Genomic DNA, 15,969 nt, shown 5'->3' on the forward strand with positions numbered 1-15,969 from the left:
GCTCGCACCTGCGTAGAGCCGGGCTCTGCCCGGCTGGCGGCGGATGTGGTGGTGCACGCACGTAGAGCCGGGCTCTGCCCGGCTGGCGGCGGATGTGATGGTGCATGCACGTAGAGCCGGGCTCTGCCCGGCTGGCACTGGACGTGGGTTGCTGCGTTAGAGCAGCCGGGCAGAGCCCGGCTCTACAACAGCTGCTTGCGCGGTGAACAATGGGCGCATGGCGATGCGCTGATCAACGCGGCGCCTCTGTATCCGGAGGCGCGGCAGAGCCCGGCTCTACGCGGTTTCGTCGTCCGGTTCGAACGGCGGTGCGTCGTCGGCTTCATCATCGCGACGTTCGGCGGTGCGGTCGTAGACCGGGCCGGATGCTGGCGGTGCCTTTTTCAGGGGCTTGTCGGCGATGATGGCCTCGTACTCGGCCACCAGTTCGGTGCGGCGTGCTTCGGGCAGTTCCTGCCAATGGCAGTCCTGCAGCGCGCCTTCGAGCGAGTAGAGCAGGTTGAGGCTGGGCTTGAACCCGGCGCGGCGTACCTTCACGAACGCGCCGACCGCGCCGATCGCGGTCAGCTCTTCGGGCGTGCGCAACCCGACCTGACGCAGCCAGGCCGCGCTCTTGGGACCGATGTTGCGCAGCTTGGTGCTCATCCCAGGGCCTCGACGAACACCGCGGCGATCGCCTCCAGGCCGGCCTGGTCATCGGCGTCGAAACGCGCCAGCGAGGGGCTGTCCAGGTCGAACACGCCGATCAGGGTGTCGCCCTGGACCAGCGGCACCACCAGTTCCGAGCGCGACGCCGAATCGCAGGCGATGTGGCCGGGGAAGGCATCCACGTCTTCAATGCGCTGGGTCACGCGCTGGCTGGCCGCCGCGCCGCACACGCCCTTGTCCAGCGGGATGCGCACGCAGGCCGGCAGTCCCTGGAACGGGCCGACCACCAGCTCGGTACCGTCGAAGAAGTAGAAGCCGACCCAGTTCAGGTGCGGCAGGGCGTGGTAGACCAGGGCCGACAGGTTGGCCGCATTGGCAATGCGGTCGCGCTCGCCGTGTACCAGAGCGCGGGCCTGGGCCAGCAGCTGGCCGTACTGTTCCGGCTTGCTGCCGGTAAGCGTGGAAGTATCGAACATGCCCGGAGTCTAGCAAGCAGCAGGCCGCGCCGGGACCGCCGATAATGCACCGCTCCTTCCCGATTCCCGCCGTGATGACCGCCTACCCGCTTCCCGCCCTGTATGTCACCGGCACCGATACCGGCATCGGCAAGACCTTCAGCAGCTGCGTGCTGCTGCACGCGCTGCGCCAGCGCGGTGGCACGGCGGTGGGGATGAAGCCGGTGGCCAGCGGCTGCGAGCGCACCGCGCACGGCTGGCGCAACGAGGACGCCACCGCGCTGCTGGCCGCCAGCCAGCCGGTGCCGGCCTACGCCGACCTCAACCCGTATGCGCTGCCCCTGCCGCTGGCGCCGGAGCTGGCCGCCGCCGATGCCGGCGTGCAGCTGGCGCTGGGCCCGATCGAGGCGGCCTTGGGGCGGCTGCGCGCACAGGCCGACACGGTGGTGGTGGAGGGCGTGGGCGGCTGGCTGGCCCCGCTGTCGGCCACGCTGGACCAGGCCGACCTGGTCCACGCGCTGCGGCTGCCGGTGGTGATGGTGGTGGGGCTGCGGCTTGGCTGCCTCAACCATGCGCGGCTCACCGCAGCGGCGATCGCGGCCAGCGGGGCCCCCTGCATCGGCTGGATCGGCAACGAAGTCGACCCGCAGATGGCGCGCATCGACGACAACATGACCCTGCTGCGCGACCGCCTGGCGATGCCGTGCCTGGGCCGGCTGCCCTTCGCGCCCGGGGCCGATCCGGCCGGGCTGGCCGGGTGCCTGCAGCTGTAACCGCAGGCCAGCGCTCAGGCGTCGCGCAGGGCGCAGGCCAGCTGGCCCAGCGTGGCGATGGCGTCCACGTACGCCGCGTCCAGTTCCTGGCAGCACGACAACCGCAGGCAATGCCGGTAGCGCGCCCCGCGTGAGTACACCTGGCCGGGCATGAACACCACGCCGCGCGCCAAGGCCTGCTCGAACAACGCGCCGGTGTCGATGCCGGCCGGCAGCTCCACCCACAGCAGGAAGCCGCCGGTGGGCTGGGTGGCCAACGTGCCGGCCGGGAAGTGCTGGGCGATCAACGCGCGCACGCGCCGTACCTGGTCGCTGTACAGGCGGCGCAGCGTGCGCAGGTGGTGCTCGTAGCTGCCCGCTTCCAGGAACGCGCCCACGGCCTCGCCGAGCAGGCGCGGTTCGGCACCGGTGGACTGGAACTTGAGCAGCTGGATGTCGGCGGCAAACCGCCCCGCGTCCAGCCAGCCGATGCGGTAGTCCGGCGCCAGCGTCTTGGAGAAGCTGCTGCACACCATCACCCAGCCGTCTTCATCGAAGGACTTCAGCAGCGGCGCCAGCGGCTCCTGGAACTGCAGCTCGGCGTACACCGCGTCTTCGATGAGGGGAATGCGGTAGTGGTTGACCAATGCGGCCAGGCGCCGCTTTTCGGCCACCGGCATGGTGCAGCCGAGCGGGTTGTGCACGGTGGGCATGGCCACGATCGCCCGCAGCGCGCCACGTTCCAGCTGCGCGGCCACGGCATCCACGTCCAGGCCGCGGCGCGGGTCGGTGGGCAGCTCGATCGCCTTCAGGCCCAGGTTGCTGAGCAGCGGGTACAGGTTGAAGTAGGACGGCGCCTCGATGCCCACCGCGTCCCCGGGCCGGGTGACCGCGCGCAGGGCAAGCTGCAGTGCTTCCATGGCGCCGTGGGTAAGGACCAGGCGCTCGGTACTGGTGTGCAGGCCCAGCCGTGGCCCGCGCCGCACGATCTGTTCCAGCAGCCGGGTGGCCGCATTCGGGCGCGCATAGGTTTCCACCATGCCGGCGCGGCGCAGCACCTGCGCGGTACTGCGCGCCAATTTGTCGCCCGGATAGAAGCGACGCCCGCGCGGGCCGGCGAAGGCCAGGTCGACGATGCCCGGTTGCTGCTGCGCGGCCAGCACCCGCGCCATCATCAGCTGTTGGGCCTGGGTGGTGGCCAGCGACGGTGCCTGGCGCAGCGAGCGGGTCGGCTCGGCCAGGCGCGGGCTGACCACGAAGCCGGCCTTGGGTCGCGGTACCACCAGCCCGGCATCTTCGAGCTGGCGGTAAGCGGCAATGACGGTGTTGAGGCTGAGCTGGCGCTGCGCCGCCAGGCCACGCAGCGAGGGCAGGCGGGTGCCCACCGGCAGCCGGCCGCTGTGGATGGCATCGGCCATTTCATCGGCCAGGGATTGGTAAAGGTTGGCTGCCATGGGGAGAGTCCGCCGCAATCTGTAACCGTACGGATGGCCGAAAGCTGGCTCTGTATCCGCTGCTGCGCGCAGCCTAGCATGGTCCCTCCCGCGCAGTGCGACCCGCCTCTGCGCCTCCCGGACTTCCCTCGTGCACGGCGGTGGTTTGTTGCGCCGTGCACTTTTTTCGACCCGTCCGGGTAGAGCCGACCGTTGGTCGGCTGCACGTATCCCGGCACCCAATGGCAGCCGACCAACGGTCGGCTCTACCCGGGGGCATTTTTCAGCGCGCCGACAGTGTGGACACCAACCGCGGCTTCTCTCGGTACAGCGCCGGGTACTGGCGCTTGAGCGCCTCCACCTTCGGCAGGTCGTTGATGCGGATATACAGCGACTCCGGATGCAGGGTGAGGTAGTTCTGGTGGTAGCCCTCGGCCGGATAGAACCGCTTGCCGCCCTCGACCGTGGTCACCACCGGCCCGGCAAACGCCTTGGCCCGCTGGAGCTGGGCGATGTAGGCCTGGGTCGCATCGCGCTGCCCGGCATCGTCAGCAAATACCGCCGAGCGATACTGCGTGCCGCGATCCGGCCCCTGGCGGTTGAGCTGGGTGGGGTCGTGGGCCACGGAAAAGAACACCTGCATCAGCTGCCCGTAGCTCACCTTCGACGGATCGTAGGTGACCTGCACCGCTTCAGCGTGGCCGGTGCGACCGCTGCCCACCCGCGTGTAGCTGGCATCGCCCGCGCTGCCGCCGATGTAGCCGGACACCGCGTTGTCCACGCCGTTGATGTGCTGGAACACGCCCTGTACGCCCCAGAAGCAGCCGCCGGCAAACACCACCTGTGCGCGCTTGATGCCGGGCGGCTTGAAGTCGGCCGTGCCGGTGGGCGCAGGCAGCGTCACCAGCGCCTGCGCCTGCGACGTGGCCGCCTGCGCCGGGCGGTCCAGGCTGACGACGGCGGCGATGGTCATCGCCGCGATCACCGCCGCGATGCTGCCGGCCATCAGTTTGTCCATTGCGATCTTCATCGAAGGCCTCCAGGGCTCAACCGAACGTAAAGGCATAGGCATGCACGCCCGGATCGAGGAACTCGATCTCGAAGGTGCGTTCACGAACATCGCCGCGCTGGCGGATCAACTGGTACAGCCGGTGTTCGCCGACCTGGCCGCTGCCATCGGCCGATACATCACCGCCGGCCGCTGCGCCCGGCGGCTGGCCGTCGATGCGCACGCGGTAGCGCACCGGCGTGCCATCCACGGCCGGGGCCAGCACCAGGTGCAGGTCGCGGGCGTGGAAGCGGAAGGCGATCCGGCCACCGGCCGCGTCCAGGTGTGCGTCTTCGTTGCCCACCGTCCAGCGCCCGCCCAGCGCCCACTGGTTCAAGCGCAGCGTGGCCGGCACGGTGTAGTCGGTGGCTCGCTCGGGCTGCTGCCCGCCGGGCGAGGCGAAGCTCTGCGCGCGCGCATGGCCCAGGTAGGTTTCCGGCGATTTCAGGTTGCGCATGTCGGCCTGCTGCTCGATGCCATCGCGCGGCGCCGCGGCCGCCATGGCCATCGCCTGCGCCGGTTCGTCGGGCAGGGTGTTGCCGGCCTCGCGCAGCAGCTGGCGGATGATCTGCTCGGACTGCGCGTAATTGCCTTCACCGAAGTGATGGGCACGGATGCGGCCTTGCGCATCGATGAAGTAGTGCGCGGGCCAGTAGCGGTTGTTGAAGCCGCGCCAGATGGCGAAGTCGTTGTCGATGGCCACCGGGTAGGTGACCTTCAGGTCCTTCACCGCACGCTGCACATTGCCCAGGCTGCGCTCGAAGGCGAACTCCGGCGCGTGCACGCCGATCACCACCAGGCCGTGGTCGCGGTAGCGCTCGGCCCACTCGCGCACGTACGGCATGGCGCGCAGGCAGTTGATGCACGAGTAGGTCCAGAAATCGACCAGCACCACCTTGCCGCGCAACGACTCGGCGCTCAGCGGCGGGCTGTTGAGCCAGCCGGTGGCGCCGGCCAGCGAGGGCAGGGTGCCTTCCACCGGCAAGGGGGCACCGGCCGGCGCGTTGGCGGCCATCATCATTGAAGCGCCTGCGGCCGGTTCCTGCCCCGGCAACACGTCCAGCAGGCCCTGCTCCAGCTTGGCCGTGCTCACCGTGGACAGGCGGGTCAGCACGCCGGTGTCCCAGCCCATGCCGATCGCCACCACCGCCAGCAGCGCGGCCACGCCGAGTGCGCGGCGGATCCACTCGCCCACGCCCAGGCGCTGCTTGAGCGCGGCAAACACGCGCCCGCCGATCCAGATCGCCAGCGCCAGCGACGTGGCGGCGCCGAGCGCATAGGCCAGCAGCAGCCCGCTGGTGCCGACGCTGGCGCCATTGAGCGCCGCGCCGGTGAGGATCAGCCCCAGGATCGGCCCGGCGCACGGTGCCCAGAGCAGGCCGGTGGCAATGCCGATCAGCAGCGAAGTGCCCACCCCGCCGCGCCCGGCGTCACTGGCCGCATCGGCCGAGGCACTGAGCCGCGCGCCCAGCCGCTGGAACGGCGACAGCAGGCGGTTGGCCAGCGACGGCCACAGCAGCGCCAGCGCGAACACCGCCATCACCACCAGCGCGATCCAGCGCCCGATCTGGTTGGCCTGGGCCACCCACTGGCTGCCCACCGCGGCCAGGCTGGCCACCACCGCGAACATCAGTGTCATGCCCACCAGCAGCGGCAGGCCGCTGCGCAGGAAGGGGCGGTCCGAGCGGGCGAACACGAACGGCAGCACCGGCAGGATGCACGGGCTGAGGATGGTCAATACGCCGCCAAGGTAGGCCAGGACAAGCAGGAACATGGTCAGATCCTTCCAGGATGCAGGGGGAGCGGCGCTCAGGCCGCGGTGAAGCGCATCGCCACACCGTTCATGCAGTAGCGCAGGCCGGTGGGGCGTGGACCGTCATCGAACACATGGCCCAGGTGGCCACCGCAGCGTCGGCAATGCGCCTCGATGCGGATCATGCCCAGCGTGGTGTCGCGGTCTTCTTCGACCGCGCCGTGCAGGGGCGCCCAGAAACTGGGCCAGCCGGTGCCGCTGTCGAACTTGGTGGACGAGGAGAACAGTGGCAGCGCGCAGCCGGCGCAGCTGAAGGTGCCGCGCCGGTGCTCCTTGTTGAGGGGGCTGCTGTAGGGCCGTTCGGTGCTCTGGCGGCGCAGGACGGCATAGGCGGCCGGGCTGAGCTGTTCACGCCACTGCGCGTCGGTGCGCATCACCTCGAAACGCCGCGTGGGGGCCGCCGGTGCGGCCGGTGCCGGGCCGCTGCACGCGGTCAGGCCGAACAGGCCGGCGGCGGCCGTCATGGCGCCCATGCCGAGCAGATTGCGACGGGTGTAACGCATGGCCGATCTCCTGGGAGGGAAACGATGCGGCCATGCTGCGCCCGGGCCGGTCAACGAATCCTCACGCGCGGTTAAATTTTCCGTGACACATCCGGGGCCCGAACGGCCGACAATGCAGCCTGTTCCCCTACCGGCCCGCCCGCACCGATGAGCAGCGCCAAGCGTGTCCTGATCGTCGAAGACGACGTCCACATCGCCAACCTGCTGCGCATGCACCTGCGCGACGAAGGCTATGAGGTCACCCACGCCGCCACCGGCGACGAGGGCCTGGCCCTGCTCGAGGCGCAGCCGTGGAGCGCGCTGGTGCTGGACCTGATGCTGCCCGGCGTGGACGGGCTGGAGATCTGCAAGCGTGCCCGCGCCATGGCGCGCTACACGCCGATCATCATCACCAGTGCGCGGGCCAGCGAAGTGCATCGCATCCTGGGCCTGGAACTGGGCGCCGACGACTACCTGGCCAAGCCCTTCTCGATGCTGGAACTGGTGGCGCGGGTGAAGGCGCTGCTGCGGCGGGTGGAAGCCATGGCGCAGAACGCGCGCATCGACGCCGGTGAAACCGAGGTCGCCGGGCTGCGCATCGACCCGGTCGCCCGCACCGCGCAGGTGGAAGGCCGGCCACTGGAACTGACCCCGCGCGAGTTCGACCTGCTGTATTTCTTCGCCCGGCACCCGGGCCAGGTGTATTCGCGCATGGACCTGCTCAACCAGGTCTGGGGCTACCAGCACGACGGCTACGAGCACACGGTGAACACCCACATCAACCGGCTGCGCAACAAGATCGAGCGCGACCCGGCCACGCCGCAGCGCATCCAGACGGTGTGGGGACGGGGCTACAAGCTGGTCGACACCGATGGGGACGCGGCATGATCCGCCTGACCCTGTCCCAACGCCTGTCGGTGGTGTTCTGCGCGTTGCTGCTGGCCTGCTGCGGCGCGCTGCTGTGGATCCAGATGCGCAGCACCGCCATGCACGAACAGGAAACCGTGCAGCGGCTGTCGCGCGGGCTGGCCGAGCACATCGCCCGCAGCGGCGAACTGATGGACGCGCGCGGCATGCGCGGCGGCGAAGTGCGCGCGCTGTTCGGCAAGCTGATGGCGGTCAACCCCAGCGTCGAGGTCTACCTGCTCGACGATGAAGGCCGCATCCTGGGCCACGACGCGCCCGACGGCCACCTCAAGCGCGACCGCGTGGACCTGGCCCCGGTGCGCGCGCTGCTGCACGACGAGCCGCTGCCGATCCTCGGCGACGACCCCCGCAGCGCCACCGGCCGCAAGGTCTTCAATGCCGCGCCGTTGTGGGTGCAGGGACGCCAGGCTGGCTACATCTACGTGGTGCTGGTGGGCGAGCAGCGCGAGGCGCTGGCGGCCAACATCGCCGCCAACGCGACCCTGCGTACCACGCTGTGGTCGCTGGCCATCGTGGCGGTGGTCGGGCTGCTGGCCGGCGTGGTCGCGTTCCGCTGGGTGACCCGTCCCCTGCGCCAGCTGACCCGGCGCATCCAGGCCTTCGACGTGGACGCAGCCGGCGCCGGCACGCCGCTGCCACCCACCCCGCTGCGCGCCGGCGAGCGCGACGAGCTGGCCATCCTGCAGCACAGCTTCGGGCACATGGGCCAGCGCCTGGGCGAACAGTGGCAGCAGCTGCGCGAGCAGGACCTGCAGCGCCGCGAGCTGGTGGCCAACATCTCCCATGACCTGCGCACGCCGTTGTCGTCGCTGCATGGCTACCTGGAAACGCTGGCCTTGAAGGACGCCACGCTGGGTGCCGACGAACGCCAGCGCTACCTCGGCATCGCGCTGGCGCAGAGCCGCAAGGTGGGCGCGCTGGCACAGGCGCTGTTCGAACTGGCGCGGCTGGAGCATGGCGGGGTCAGCCTGGACCTGCAGGCGTTCTCGCTGCCCGACCTGGTCCAGGACGTGTTCCAGAAGTTCGAGCTGGCCGCGCAGGCACGCCGGCAGACGCTCACCGCCGATATTCCGCCGGGGTTGCCTGCGGTCGTGGCCGACCTGGGGCTGATCGAGCGGGTACTGACCAACCTGCTGGACAACGCGATCCGGCACACGCCCGAGGGCGGCCGCATCGAGGTGGTGCTGCGCGCGCAGGACGGCGAGGTGCAGGTGGCCATCGCCGACACCGGCCCGGGCATCGCGCCCGAGCGCCGCGCGTCGTTGTTCAGCACGCCGCCGGCACTGGGCAGTGCACGCCCGGACAGCGGCGGGTTGGGCTTGCTGATCGTGCACCGCATCCTGCAGCTGCACCATCGGCAGATCCGCCTGATGGACAGCCGCAAGGGCGCGTTGTTCGTGTTCACGCTGCCCATCGCGGCCGGCAATGCGGCCCACGCGTAGAGCGGGGCTCTGCCCCGCTGCCCTTCGTTGCGGTGGTGTGCTTGCCGGGCAGAGCCCGGCACTACGTGGTCGGGTCGATTCGTCCGTCCGTTGCCGGACAGAGCCCGGCATTACGGGGCCATTTGGGCGACCGGACATCAGGACGCTGCGCAAAAAAAGACCCGACAGAGGGAGGGTTCTGTCGGGTCTGGGATTGCGTGGGGGGAGGGACCCACGCAAATTCGATGCGGGTGTGGCTCAGCGCCTGGCGGCGCCCGCCTTGGTAGTGGCGTCCGCGAACGGACCCCGGACCAGCTCGCTGAAGGCCTCCGAAGCCTTCAGCCCCAGCCCGACCACTTCCTGGTGGGCATGGGTCCAACGGGCGAGGTTGTCGCGGGCCAGCTGCGCGCCCTTGGGCAGCAGGGTGCCCGGTTCCTGTGACTGCGCGATTTCACCGAAGAACCCGCTGGTGGCGGTGATGTTCTTCTCCAGCGTCTTCAACTGCACGCCGAACATGCTTTCGGCATTTTCCAGTGCGAGCCGATTGGCACGCGTGGCCGTGGCGGCCAGCTGGCGGGTGTAGTCGCTGAAGGAATCGGTGAACGCGGACGCCATGGGAGCGGCTCGAGAACGTTGATGCAATGCAGCATACGCCGAAAATATTGCATTGCAACATGTTGTTGCCACTTGTGGTCCGGTTTCAGCTGAACCGCTTGCCGATCAATGGGTTGCGTGGGTTGGGGACCGCGATGACTGGCGGGCAGCCGACCAACGGTCGGCGCTACCGCGCTGTGCACCCGCGCGCCGCCGGGTCAGCCGCGGTAGCGGCAGCCGGAGGTACAGGTTTCGTGGACGGTCACTTCGCTCAGCTGCGGCAGGGCCGGCTTGAGTTCGTCCCAGATCCAGATCGCCAGGCGCTCGCTGGTCGGATTCTCCAGGCCCGGGATGTCGTTGAGGTAGTGGTGGTCCAGGCGATCGTAGATCGGCTGGAAGGCGGCTTTGACGTCGCCGAAGTCCATGATCCAGCCGGTCTGCTCGCCCGGCTCGCCTTCCACTTTCAGTTCCACCCGGAACGAGTGCCCGTGCAGGCGCGCGCACTTGTGGCCCGGCGGCACGTTGGGCAGGCGGTGGGCCGCTTCGAGGGTAAAGACTTTGAAGATTTCCATGCCGCCATTGTAGCGGTCGGCCCTGGCCGGCGTGGGGCGGGACATGGATGCAGATGCAACGAAATCTATCCATCCGGATGAAGAGATGTTAGTTTCTCTTATATCCGTATGAAGAGATGTTATTGGCCGGTTCATCGCCAGGCATGGACTACTGCGGAACTTGTCGTCCACCACCCCACTGAAGTTCATGCCCAAGCACACCCTTCTTGTAGCAGCGTTGTCTGCTGCTCTGGCCACGCCTTTGCCCGCGTTTGCCGATACCGCCACCGATGCCGCCGCCGCCGGCGACAGCAAGACCCTTGCCGCCGTGCGCGTCACCGGCTCCAACATCAAGCGCACCGACACCGAGTCGGCCAATCCGGTGCAGGTGATCGACCGCCAACAGCTGGAGGAGACCGGTAAGGCCACCGTCGCCGACCTGCTGCGCTCGATCTCGGCCAACACCGGCAACGCCAACAACGAGACCACCAACAACGGCTGGGCGTCCGGTTCGGCCGGCATCGGCCTGCGCGGCCTGTCCCAGAAGAACACGCTGGTCCTGCTCAACGGGCGCCGCCTGGCCAACTACGGCTTTCCGGCTGGGGGCCTGTCGGACACCTTCGTCAACCTCAACGCGCTGCCGCTTGTGGCCGTGGAACGCATCGAAGTGCTCAAGGACGGCGCCTCGGCGGTGTACGGGTCGGATGCGGTGGCGGGTGTGGTCAACATCATCACCCGGCAGAATTTCCAGGGCGCCGAACTCGGTGGCAGCCTCGGCACTGCCGACCAGGGCGGGCTGGACGAGCAGAACCTGAAGTTCATCGGCGGCATCGGTGATCTCGACGCGGACGGCTACAACATCCTGGTCAGCCTGGAAGGCTACAACCGCGAACGCCTGGACCAGGACCAGCGCGACCTCACCAAGTCCGGCATCTACACCGACAAGCCCGGCGGCCGCTGGAACGGCTGGTCGGCCAAGGGGGCGCGCTACCTCATCAACGGCACCTCGGTGCCGATGCTCGACGCCAACGGCAATTGCCCGGAGGGCACCACCCTGGTGGCCAGCGCGCCGATCGATGGCCTGGCCGGCAACACCTGCGGCTTCAACCAGGCGCCGTACACCACGCTGATTCCGTCCACCAAGCGCTACCAGGCCTACGTCAACGGCACCTTCCGGGTGAACGACAGCGTCGAGGCGTTCGGTGAAGTGCTCTACAGCGACATCAAGGGCGTGTCCTGGTTCGGCAGCAGCCCGTTCTTCACCCTGGAAAGCGGCCGTTTCGCGCTCAACGCCGATACCGGGCTGGCCGAACCGGTGTCGTCCAACCTGCCGGCGAGCAGTCCGTACAACCCGTACGGCCGCGCGGTGCCGATCGAGTACACCTTCTTCAACCTTGGCCCGACCATCAAGACCAACCGGTCGCAGGCCTACCGCGGCCTGGTCGGGCTGCGCGGCAGCCTGCAGAACTGGGACTGGGAAGTGGGCGCGTTCGGCGCACGCAGCAGCGAGCGCGAAACGGTGTCCGGCGGCTTCGCCAACCGTTACGCGCTGGCCACCGCGCTGGCCAACGGCAGCTACAACCTGCTCAACCCCGCGGCGACAGCGCCGGAGGTGCTCAACGCGATCAACATCAGCACGCTGCGCCCGGCCGAGTCGGTGCTCCAGGGCGTGGACGCGAAGATTTCCGGCGCGCTTGGCCACACCTGGGCCGGTGAGATCGGGTTCGCCGCCGGTGCCGAGTGGCGCCGCGAGAAGCTTGATTCCAACAACCCGTGGCAGATCGATGCCGGCCTGCAGATCCGCCCGGCCATCGCCGAAGTACACGGCGAGCGCAAGGTGACGGCGGCCTATGCCGAAGTCAACGTGCCGCTGGCCGAGCGCCTGGAGCTGCAGGCGGCCGCGCGCGCCGACCACTACAGCGACTTCGGCGATGCGTTCTCGCCGAAGCTGAGCCTGCGCTGGCAGCCGTGGGACATCCTGCTGGTGCGCGCCGCCGCCTCCAAGGGCTTCCGCGCGCCGTCGCTGTCGGAGAACTCCAACAGCACCAGCATCGCCTACGGCAGCGTGATCGATCCGCGTGACCCGGACGTGCCGGGTTCGCGGCAGAACCCGACCTTCTTCACCGTGGGCAACAACGACCTCAAGCCCGAGCGCACCAAGAGCTTCAATGCCGGCATCGTGCTTTCGCCGTGGTCCAACACCAGCCTGAGCGTGGATTACTACCGCATCGAGCTGGAAAACCTGGTCGGCACCAACAACACCCAGACCCTGGTCACCGACAACGTGCCCGGCGCGGTGCTGCGCGATGAGCGCGGCAAGCTGCTGGCGGTGTACAACCGTTACCAGAACCTGAGCGAGCTGAAGACCTCCGGCATCGACGTGGAACTGCGCCAGCGCTTCCCGACCGAACGGGCTGGCGACTTCGCGCTCAGCAGCGCCTTCACCCACGTGCGCAACTACAGCCGCCCGACCGTGGTCGGTGGTCCGCTGGTCGACTACGCCGGCAGCAACCTCGGCGCGACCCTGCCCAAGAACAAGGCCACCACCACCTTCGACTGGAGTTACGGCGATTTCCGCACCGCGCTGACCTGGTACTACACCAGCGGCTACGACCAGAAGGCCAGCGCCGCGGCCACCGCCGTTCAGGACCGCGTGGATGCGTACAGCCAGTTCGATCTGTACCTGGCCTACACCGGCGTGGAGAAGCTGACCCTGTACGCCAAGATCCAGAACCTGGCCGACGAGGAACCGCCGTACGACGCGTCCTTCCCGGGCATCCGCGCACCGTACGACTTCAGCCAGTACGACCTGCGCGGGCGCTACTTCACGGTGGGCTTCGACTACCGCTTCTGAACCTGCGGGCCGGTCGCCTTCGCGCCGGCCCGGCACTTGGCTGCACCGGAGCGTGCGCATCCAACGGGGCCGGCGGAGAGGCCGGCCCGCTTCATGGGGAACTGCTGTGTCTTTGCATCGTGTCGTATCACGTCCCATCACCTGGCTGGTGGGCGCGTTGTGGTTGCTGGCCGCGCCAGCGTTCGCGCAGAGCGCGTACTTCTTCCCGCAGGGCGGCGAGTTCGATCCGTCCATTCCCACCCCGCAGCAGTTCCTCGGTTACGAGATCGGCAGCCGCTACACGCGGCACGATCAGCTGGTGGCCTACTTCAACGAACTGGCCAAACACTCGGACAAGATCAAGGTCGAACAGATCGGCAGCAGCTACGAGGGCCGGCCGCTGCTGATCGCCACGGTAACCTCGGCGCAGAACCAGCAGCAGCTGGAAACGCTGCGCCGCCAGCACCTCACCCTGGCCGATCCGGCGCAGCCGCTGACCGCGGCCGGCAACAGCCCGGTGGTGGTGTGGCTGGGCTACAGCGTGCACGGCAATGAAACCTCCAGCGGCGAAGCCGCGCTGCTCACCGCCTACTACCTGGTGGCCAGCCGCAGCGCCGAAACCGCGCAGTGGCTGCAGCAGGCGGTGGTGCTGTTCGATCCGGCGCAGAATCCGGACGGGCGCGACCGCGCGGCCAGCTGGCACAACGCGTATGCGTCCTCGCCGGCCTCGGCCGACCCGGCCGACAAGGAACATGTCGAACCGTTCCCGCAGGGCCGCACCAATCACTACTTCACCGACCTCAACCGCGACTGGCTGGCGCTGACCCAGCAGGACACGCGGCCGAAGATCGCCTACTTCCACCGCTGGTATCCCAACGTCCAGATCGACTTCCACGAGATGGGCAAGGACAGCACCTACTACTTCGAGCCGTCGCCGGCGAGCATGCACAGCCCGCTGTTGCCGGCCTCCTCCTACGCATTCAACAAGACACTGGCCAAGTACCACGCCCAGGCGCTGGATGCGCTGGGGTCGCTGTACTACACCGGCGAAAACTTCGACAACTTCTCGCCGGTGTACGGTTCCACCTACCCGGACTTCCACGGCGCGGTCGGCGTTACTGTCGAACAGGCCAGTTCGCGCGGTCGCGTGCAGGAATCGGTGAACGGCCCGTTGACCTTCCCCTTCACCATCCGCAACCAGGTGGCCACCGGGCTGGGCACCCTCCGCGGCGCGGTAACCGAGCGCGATGGCCTGCTGAAGCTGCAGAAGGACTTCTTCCAGTCGGCGCTGAAGCAGGCCGGCCAGCAGCCGGTGAAGGCATTCGTGTTCGGCGACGCGCACGATCCCGGGCTGACCGCCAAACTGCTGGACCTGCTGCTGCAGCACCAGATCACCGTGGAAGCATTGAGCACCGCCGTGACCGTGGATGGCCAGCGGTTCGAGCCCGGCAGCGCCTATGTGGTGCCCACCGCGCAGCCGCAGTTCCGGCTGGTCCATTCGATCTTCGCCGACACGCCGCCGATCAAGGGTGACGTGTTCTACGGCAGCACCTCCTATGCGATCGCACCGGCCTACGGCGTGGCGTTTGCCGGCAGCCGCAGCCGCATCGGCGGTGGCGCGCGCGTGACCGCGGTCGCCCCGGCCCAGGGTGGCGTGGTGGGCGGGCAGGCCGGCTACGCCTATGTGCTGGACTGGCGCGACTACAACGCCAGCCGTGCACTGTATGCACTGCAGGCACGCGGGCTGCAGACCCGCGCCGCCTTCCAGCCGTTCACCGCTGCCACCGCCGACGGCGAGCAGGCGTTCGCGCGCGGCAGCGTAGTAATTCCGGTGGCGGGGCAACCGCTGGCCGGTGCGGCGCTGCTGGCGGCCGTGGATGATGCGGCGCGCAGCAGCGGCGTGCGCGTGCAGGCACTGGCCAGTGGCCAGAGCCGCAGCGGCATCGACCTGGGCAGTGACAGCGTCAAGGCGCTGCGCAAACCGGCCGTGGCGCTGGTGATGGGCGAAGGCGTGAGTGCCACCGAGATCGGCTCGGCCTGGTTCGTGCTGGACCAGCAGGTGCAGCTGCCGGCCAGCAAGCTCGATCCTGCCCAGCTGGGCAAGGTCTCGCTGGACCGCTACACCACCATCGTGCTGGCCGGCGGCACCTACACCGACGTGGACGCTGTTGCGGTGGCTGCGTTGAAGCGCTGGATCAACGCAGGGGGGTCACTGGTGACCTACGGCACCGCCGCGCGCTGGGCGATCGAACAGAAGCTGGCCGACGAAGTTCTGGGCGAGGACGAGAAGGAACCTGACGCAGCGCGGCGTGCCTTCGGCGACCAGCGCGACATCGCCGCCATCGAACGGGTGAGCGGCAACATCCTCAGTGCCGACGTGGACACCAGCCACCCGCTCGGCTTCGGCCTGCCGCGCACGCAGCTGGCGATCAACAAGGAAAACGGCATCCGCTTCAAGCCCAGCCGCAATCCGTTCTCCACCGTGGTGCGGGTGGATGAAACGCCGCGCGTCAACGGCTACCTGTCCGAGACCAACCGCAACCGCGTCGCGGGTGCAGCCTGGCTGCTGGTATCGCCGCAGGGGCAGGGCAACGTGGTGCTGTTCGCCGACGACCCGGCCCACCGCAAGTACTGGCATGGCACCGAGCGCCTGCTGTTGAACGCCATCTTCTTCGGCAACCAGCTCAACCCGACCAAACAACGCAGCTGACGGTAGAGCCGACCGATGGTCGGCTATCGCCATGCCCGAACGGAGAGCAGCCGACCAACGGTCGGCTCTACGCCGCAGCCATCTGCTCGCGCCGGCGATCGCCATGCCCCCCGAGGTAGAGCCGACCGTTGGTCCGCTATCGCCCTGCCCGAACGGAGAGCAGCCGACCAACGGTCGGCTCTCCGCTGCAGGCATCCGCTCGCGCCGGGGATCGCGATGCCTCCGAGGTAGAGCCGACCGTTGGTCGGCTATCGCAATGTCCGAACGGAGAGCAGCCGACCAACGGTCGGCTCTACGCCGCA

Annotated in this window: 13 protein-coding genes; 5 read left to right on the top strand and 8 right to left on the bottom strand. The window is 68.7% G+C overall.

Going from position 1 to position 15,969, the window contains the following annotated elements; genetic code table 11:
- Positions 1 to 276 precede the first annotated feature (276 nt).
- Both GQ674_RS00985 and GQ674_RS00990 read right to left on the bottom strand, forming a co-directional pair.
- Positions 277 to 645, bottom strand: coding sequence for a TfoX/Sxy family protein (locus tag GQ674_RS00985; RefSeq protein WP_159495642.1), 369 nt, complete (start codon positions 643 to 645; stop codon positions 277 to 279).
- The gene (locus GQ674_RS00990; RefSeq protein WP_159495643.1) at positions 642 to 1,124 is read right to left on the bottom strand and encodes a GAF domain-containing protein; all 483 of its coding nucleotides are present in this window, start codon (positions 1,122 to 1,124) and stop codon (positions 642 to 644) included. The genes GQ674_RS00985 and GQ674_RS00990 overlap by 4 nt, the downstream gene beginning before the upstream one ends.
- 74 nt (positions 1,125 to 1,198) lie before the next feature.
- Between GQ674_RS00990 and bioD the strand changes: the two genes are divergently transcribed.
- On the top strand, positions 1,199 to 1,876 hold the full coding sequence (gene bioD, locus GQ674_RS00995) for a dethiobiotin synthase (protein ID WP_159499147.1): 678 nt from the start codon (positions 1,199 to 1,201) through the stop codon (positions 1,874 to 1,876).
- A gap of 14 nt (positions 1,877 to 1,890) precedes the next feature.
- On the opposite strand, the gene GQ674_RS01000 is transcribed toward bioD, so the two are convergent.
- From GQ674_RS01000 to msrB, 4 genes are all read right to left on the bottom strand, one after another.
- Positions 1,891 to 3,309 (bottom strand): PLP-dependent aminotransferase family protein, encoded by a 1,419-nt coding sequence (locus GQ674_RS01000; protein ID WP_159495644.1) that lies wholly within the window; start codon positions 3,307 to 3,309, stop codon positions 1,891 to 1,893.
- Positions 3,310 to 3,571: 262 nt separating this feature from the next.
- Positions 3,572 to 4,318, bottom strand: coding sequence for a peptide-methionine (S)-S-oxide reductase MsrA (gene msrA, locus GQ674_RS01005; RefSeq protein WP_159495645.1), 747 nt, complete (start codon positions 4,316 to 4,318; stop codon positions 3,572 to 3,574).
- A 16-nt stretch (positions 4,319 to 4,334) separates the two neighbouring features.
- The gene (locus tag GQ674_RS01010; protein WP_159495646.1) at positions 4,335 to 6,110 is read right to left on the bottom strand and encodes a cytochrome c biogenesis protein DipZ; all 1,776 of its coding nucleotides are present in this window, start codon (positions 6,108 to 6,110) and stop codon (positions 4,335 to 4,337) included.
- Between the two features lie 35 nt (positions 6,111 to 6,145).
- Positions 6,146 to 6,652: a peptide-methionine (R)-S-oxide reductase MsrB gene (msrB, locus tag GQ674_RS01015; protein WP_159495647.1), complete on the bottom strand. Its 507-nt coding sequence runs from the start codon at positions 6,650 to 6,652 to the stop codon at positions 6,146 to 6,148.
- A 147-nt stretch (positions 6,653 to 6,799) separates the two neighbouring features.
- On the opposite strand from msrB, the gene GQ674_RS01020 reads away from it, so the two are divergent.
- Both GQ674_RS01020 and GQ674_RS01025 read left to right on the top strand, forming a co-directional pair.
- Entirely contained in the window at positions 6,800 to 7,519 is a 720-nt protein-coding gene (locus GQ674_RS01020; RefSeq protein WP_159495648.1) for a response regulator transcription factor, read from the top strand.
- Positions 7,516 to 9,000: a HAMP domain-containing sensor histidine kinase gene (locus GQ674_RS01025; RefSeq protein ID WP_159495649.1), complete on the top strand. Its 1,485-nt coding sequence runs from the start codon at positions 7,516 to 7,518 to the stop codon at positions 8,998 to 9,000. Before GQ674_RS01020 ends, GQ674_RS01025 begins: the two co-directional genes overlap by 4 nt.
- 237 nt (positions 9,001 to 9,237) lie before the next feature.
- Here GQ674_RS01025 and GQ674_RS01030 read toward each other — a convergent pair whose 3' ends face one another.
- Positions 9,238 to 9,594 (bottom strand): phasin family protein, encoded by a 357-nt coding sequence (locus GQ674_RS01030; protein WP_128095931.1) that lies wholly within the window; start codon positions 9,592 to 9,594, stop codon positions 9,238 to 9,240.
- Positions 9,595 to 9,791: 197 nt separating this feature from the next.
- Complete coding sequence (queD, locus tag GQ674_RS01035; protein ID WP_128095932.1) at positions 9,792 to 10,145, bottom strand: 6-carboxytetrahydropterin synthase QueD; 354 nt, start codon at positions 10,143 to 10,145, stop codon at positions 9,792 to 9,794.
- Between the two features lie 187 nt (positions 10,146 to 10,332).
- Here queD and GQ674_RS01040 point away from each other — a divergent pair, with 187 nt between their 5' ends.
- Together GQ674_RS01040 and GQ674_RS01045 are read left to right on the top strand one after the other, a co-directional pair.
- Positions 10,333 to 12,978 (top strand): TonB-dependent receptor, encoded by a 2,646-nt coding sequence (locus GQ674_RS01040; protein ID WP_159499149.1) that lies wholly within the window; start codon positions 10,333 to 10,335, stop codon positions 12,976 to 12,978.
- Between the two features lie 148 nt (positions 12,979 to 13,126).
- Complete coding sequence (locus tag GQ674_RS01045) at positions 13,127 to 15,667, top strand: M14 family zinc carboxypeptidase (protein WP_236546271.1); 2,541 nt, start codon at positions 13,127 to 13,129, stop codon at positions 15,665 to 15,667.
- Positions 15,668 to 15,969: the final 302 nt, after the last annotated feature.

It is taken from the genome of Stenotrophomonas sp. 364, assembly GCF_009832905.1.
Classification (GTDB): Bacteria; Pseudomonadota; Gammaproteobacteria; order Xanthomonadales; family Xanthomonadaceae; genus Stenotrophomonas; species Stenotrophomonas maltophilia_AP.

Bases quoted from the DNA above. Each gene is read 5' to 3' on its own strand.
- bioD (WP_159499147.1), top strand. From the start codon at position 1,199: ATGACCGCCTACCCGCTTCCCGCCCTGTATGTCACCGGCACCGATACC.
- msrB (WP_159495647.1), bottom strand. From the start codon at position 6,652: ATGCGTTACACCCGTCGCAATCTGCTCGGCATGGGCGCCATGACGGCC.
- GQ674_RS01010 (WP_159495646.1), bottom strand. From the start codon at position 6,110: ATGTTCCTGCTTGTCCTGGCCTACCTTGGCGGCGTATTGACCATCCTC.
- GQ674_RS00990 (WP_159495643.1), bottom strand. From the start codon at position 1,124: ATGTTCGATACTTCCACGCTTACCGGCAGCAAGCCGGAACAGTACGGC.
- GQ674_RS01040 (WP_159499149.1), top strand. From the start codon at position 10,333: ATGCCCAAGCACACCCTTCTTGTAGCAGCGTTGTCTGCTGCTCTGGCC.
- GQ674_RS01025 (WP_159495649.1), top strand. From the start codon at position 7,516: ATGATCCGCCTGACCCTGTCCCAACGCCTGTCGGTGGTGTTCTGCGCG.
- GQ674_RS01030 (WP_128095931.1), bottom strand. From the start codon at position 9,594: ATGGCGTCCGCGTTCACCGATTCCTTCAGCGACTACACCCGCCAGCTG.
- msrA (WP_159495645.1), bottom strand. From the start codon at position 4,318: ATGAAGATCGCAATGGACAAACTGATGGCCGGCAGCATCGCGGCGGTG.
- queD (WP_128095932.1), bottom strand. From the start codon at position 10,145: ATGGAAATCTTCAAAGTCTTTACCCTCGAAGCGGCCCACCGCCTGCCC.
- GQ674_RS01020 (WP_159495648.1), top strand. From the start codon at position 6,800: ATGAGCAGCGCCAAGCGTGTCCTGATCGTCGAAGACGACGTCCACATC.
- GQ674_RS01000 (WP_159495644.1), bottom strand. From the start codon at position 3,309: ATGGCAGCCAACCTTTACCAATCCCTGGCCGATGAAATGGCCGATGCC.
- GQ674_RS00985 (WP_159495642.1), bottom strand. From the start codon at position 645: ATGAGCACCAAGCTGCGCAACATCGGTCCCAAGAGCGCGGCCTGGCTG.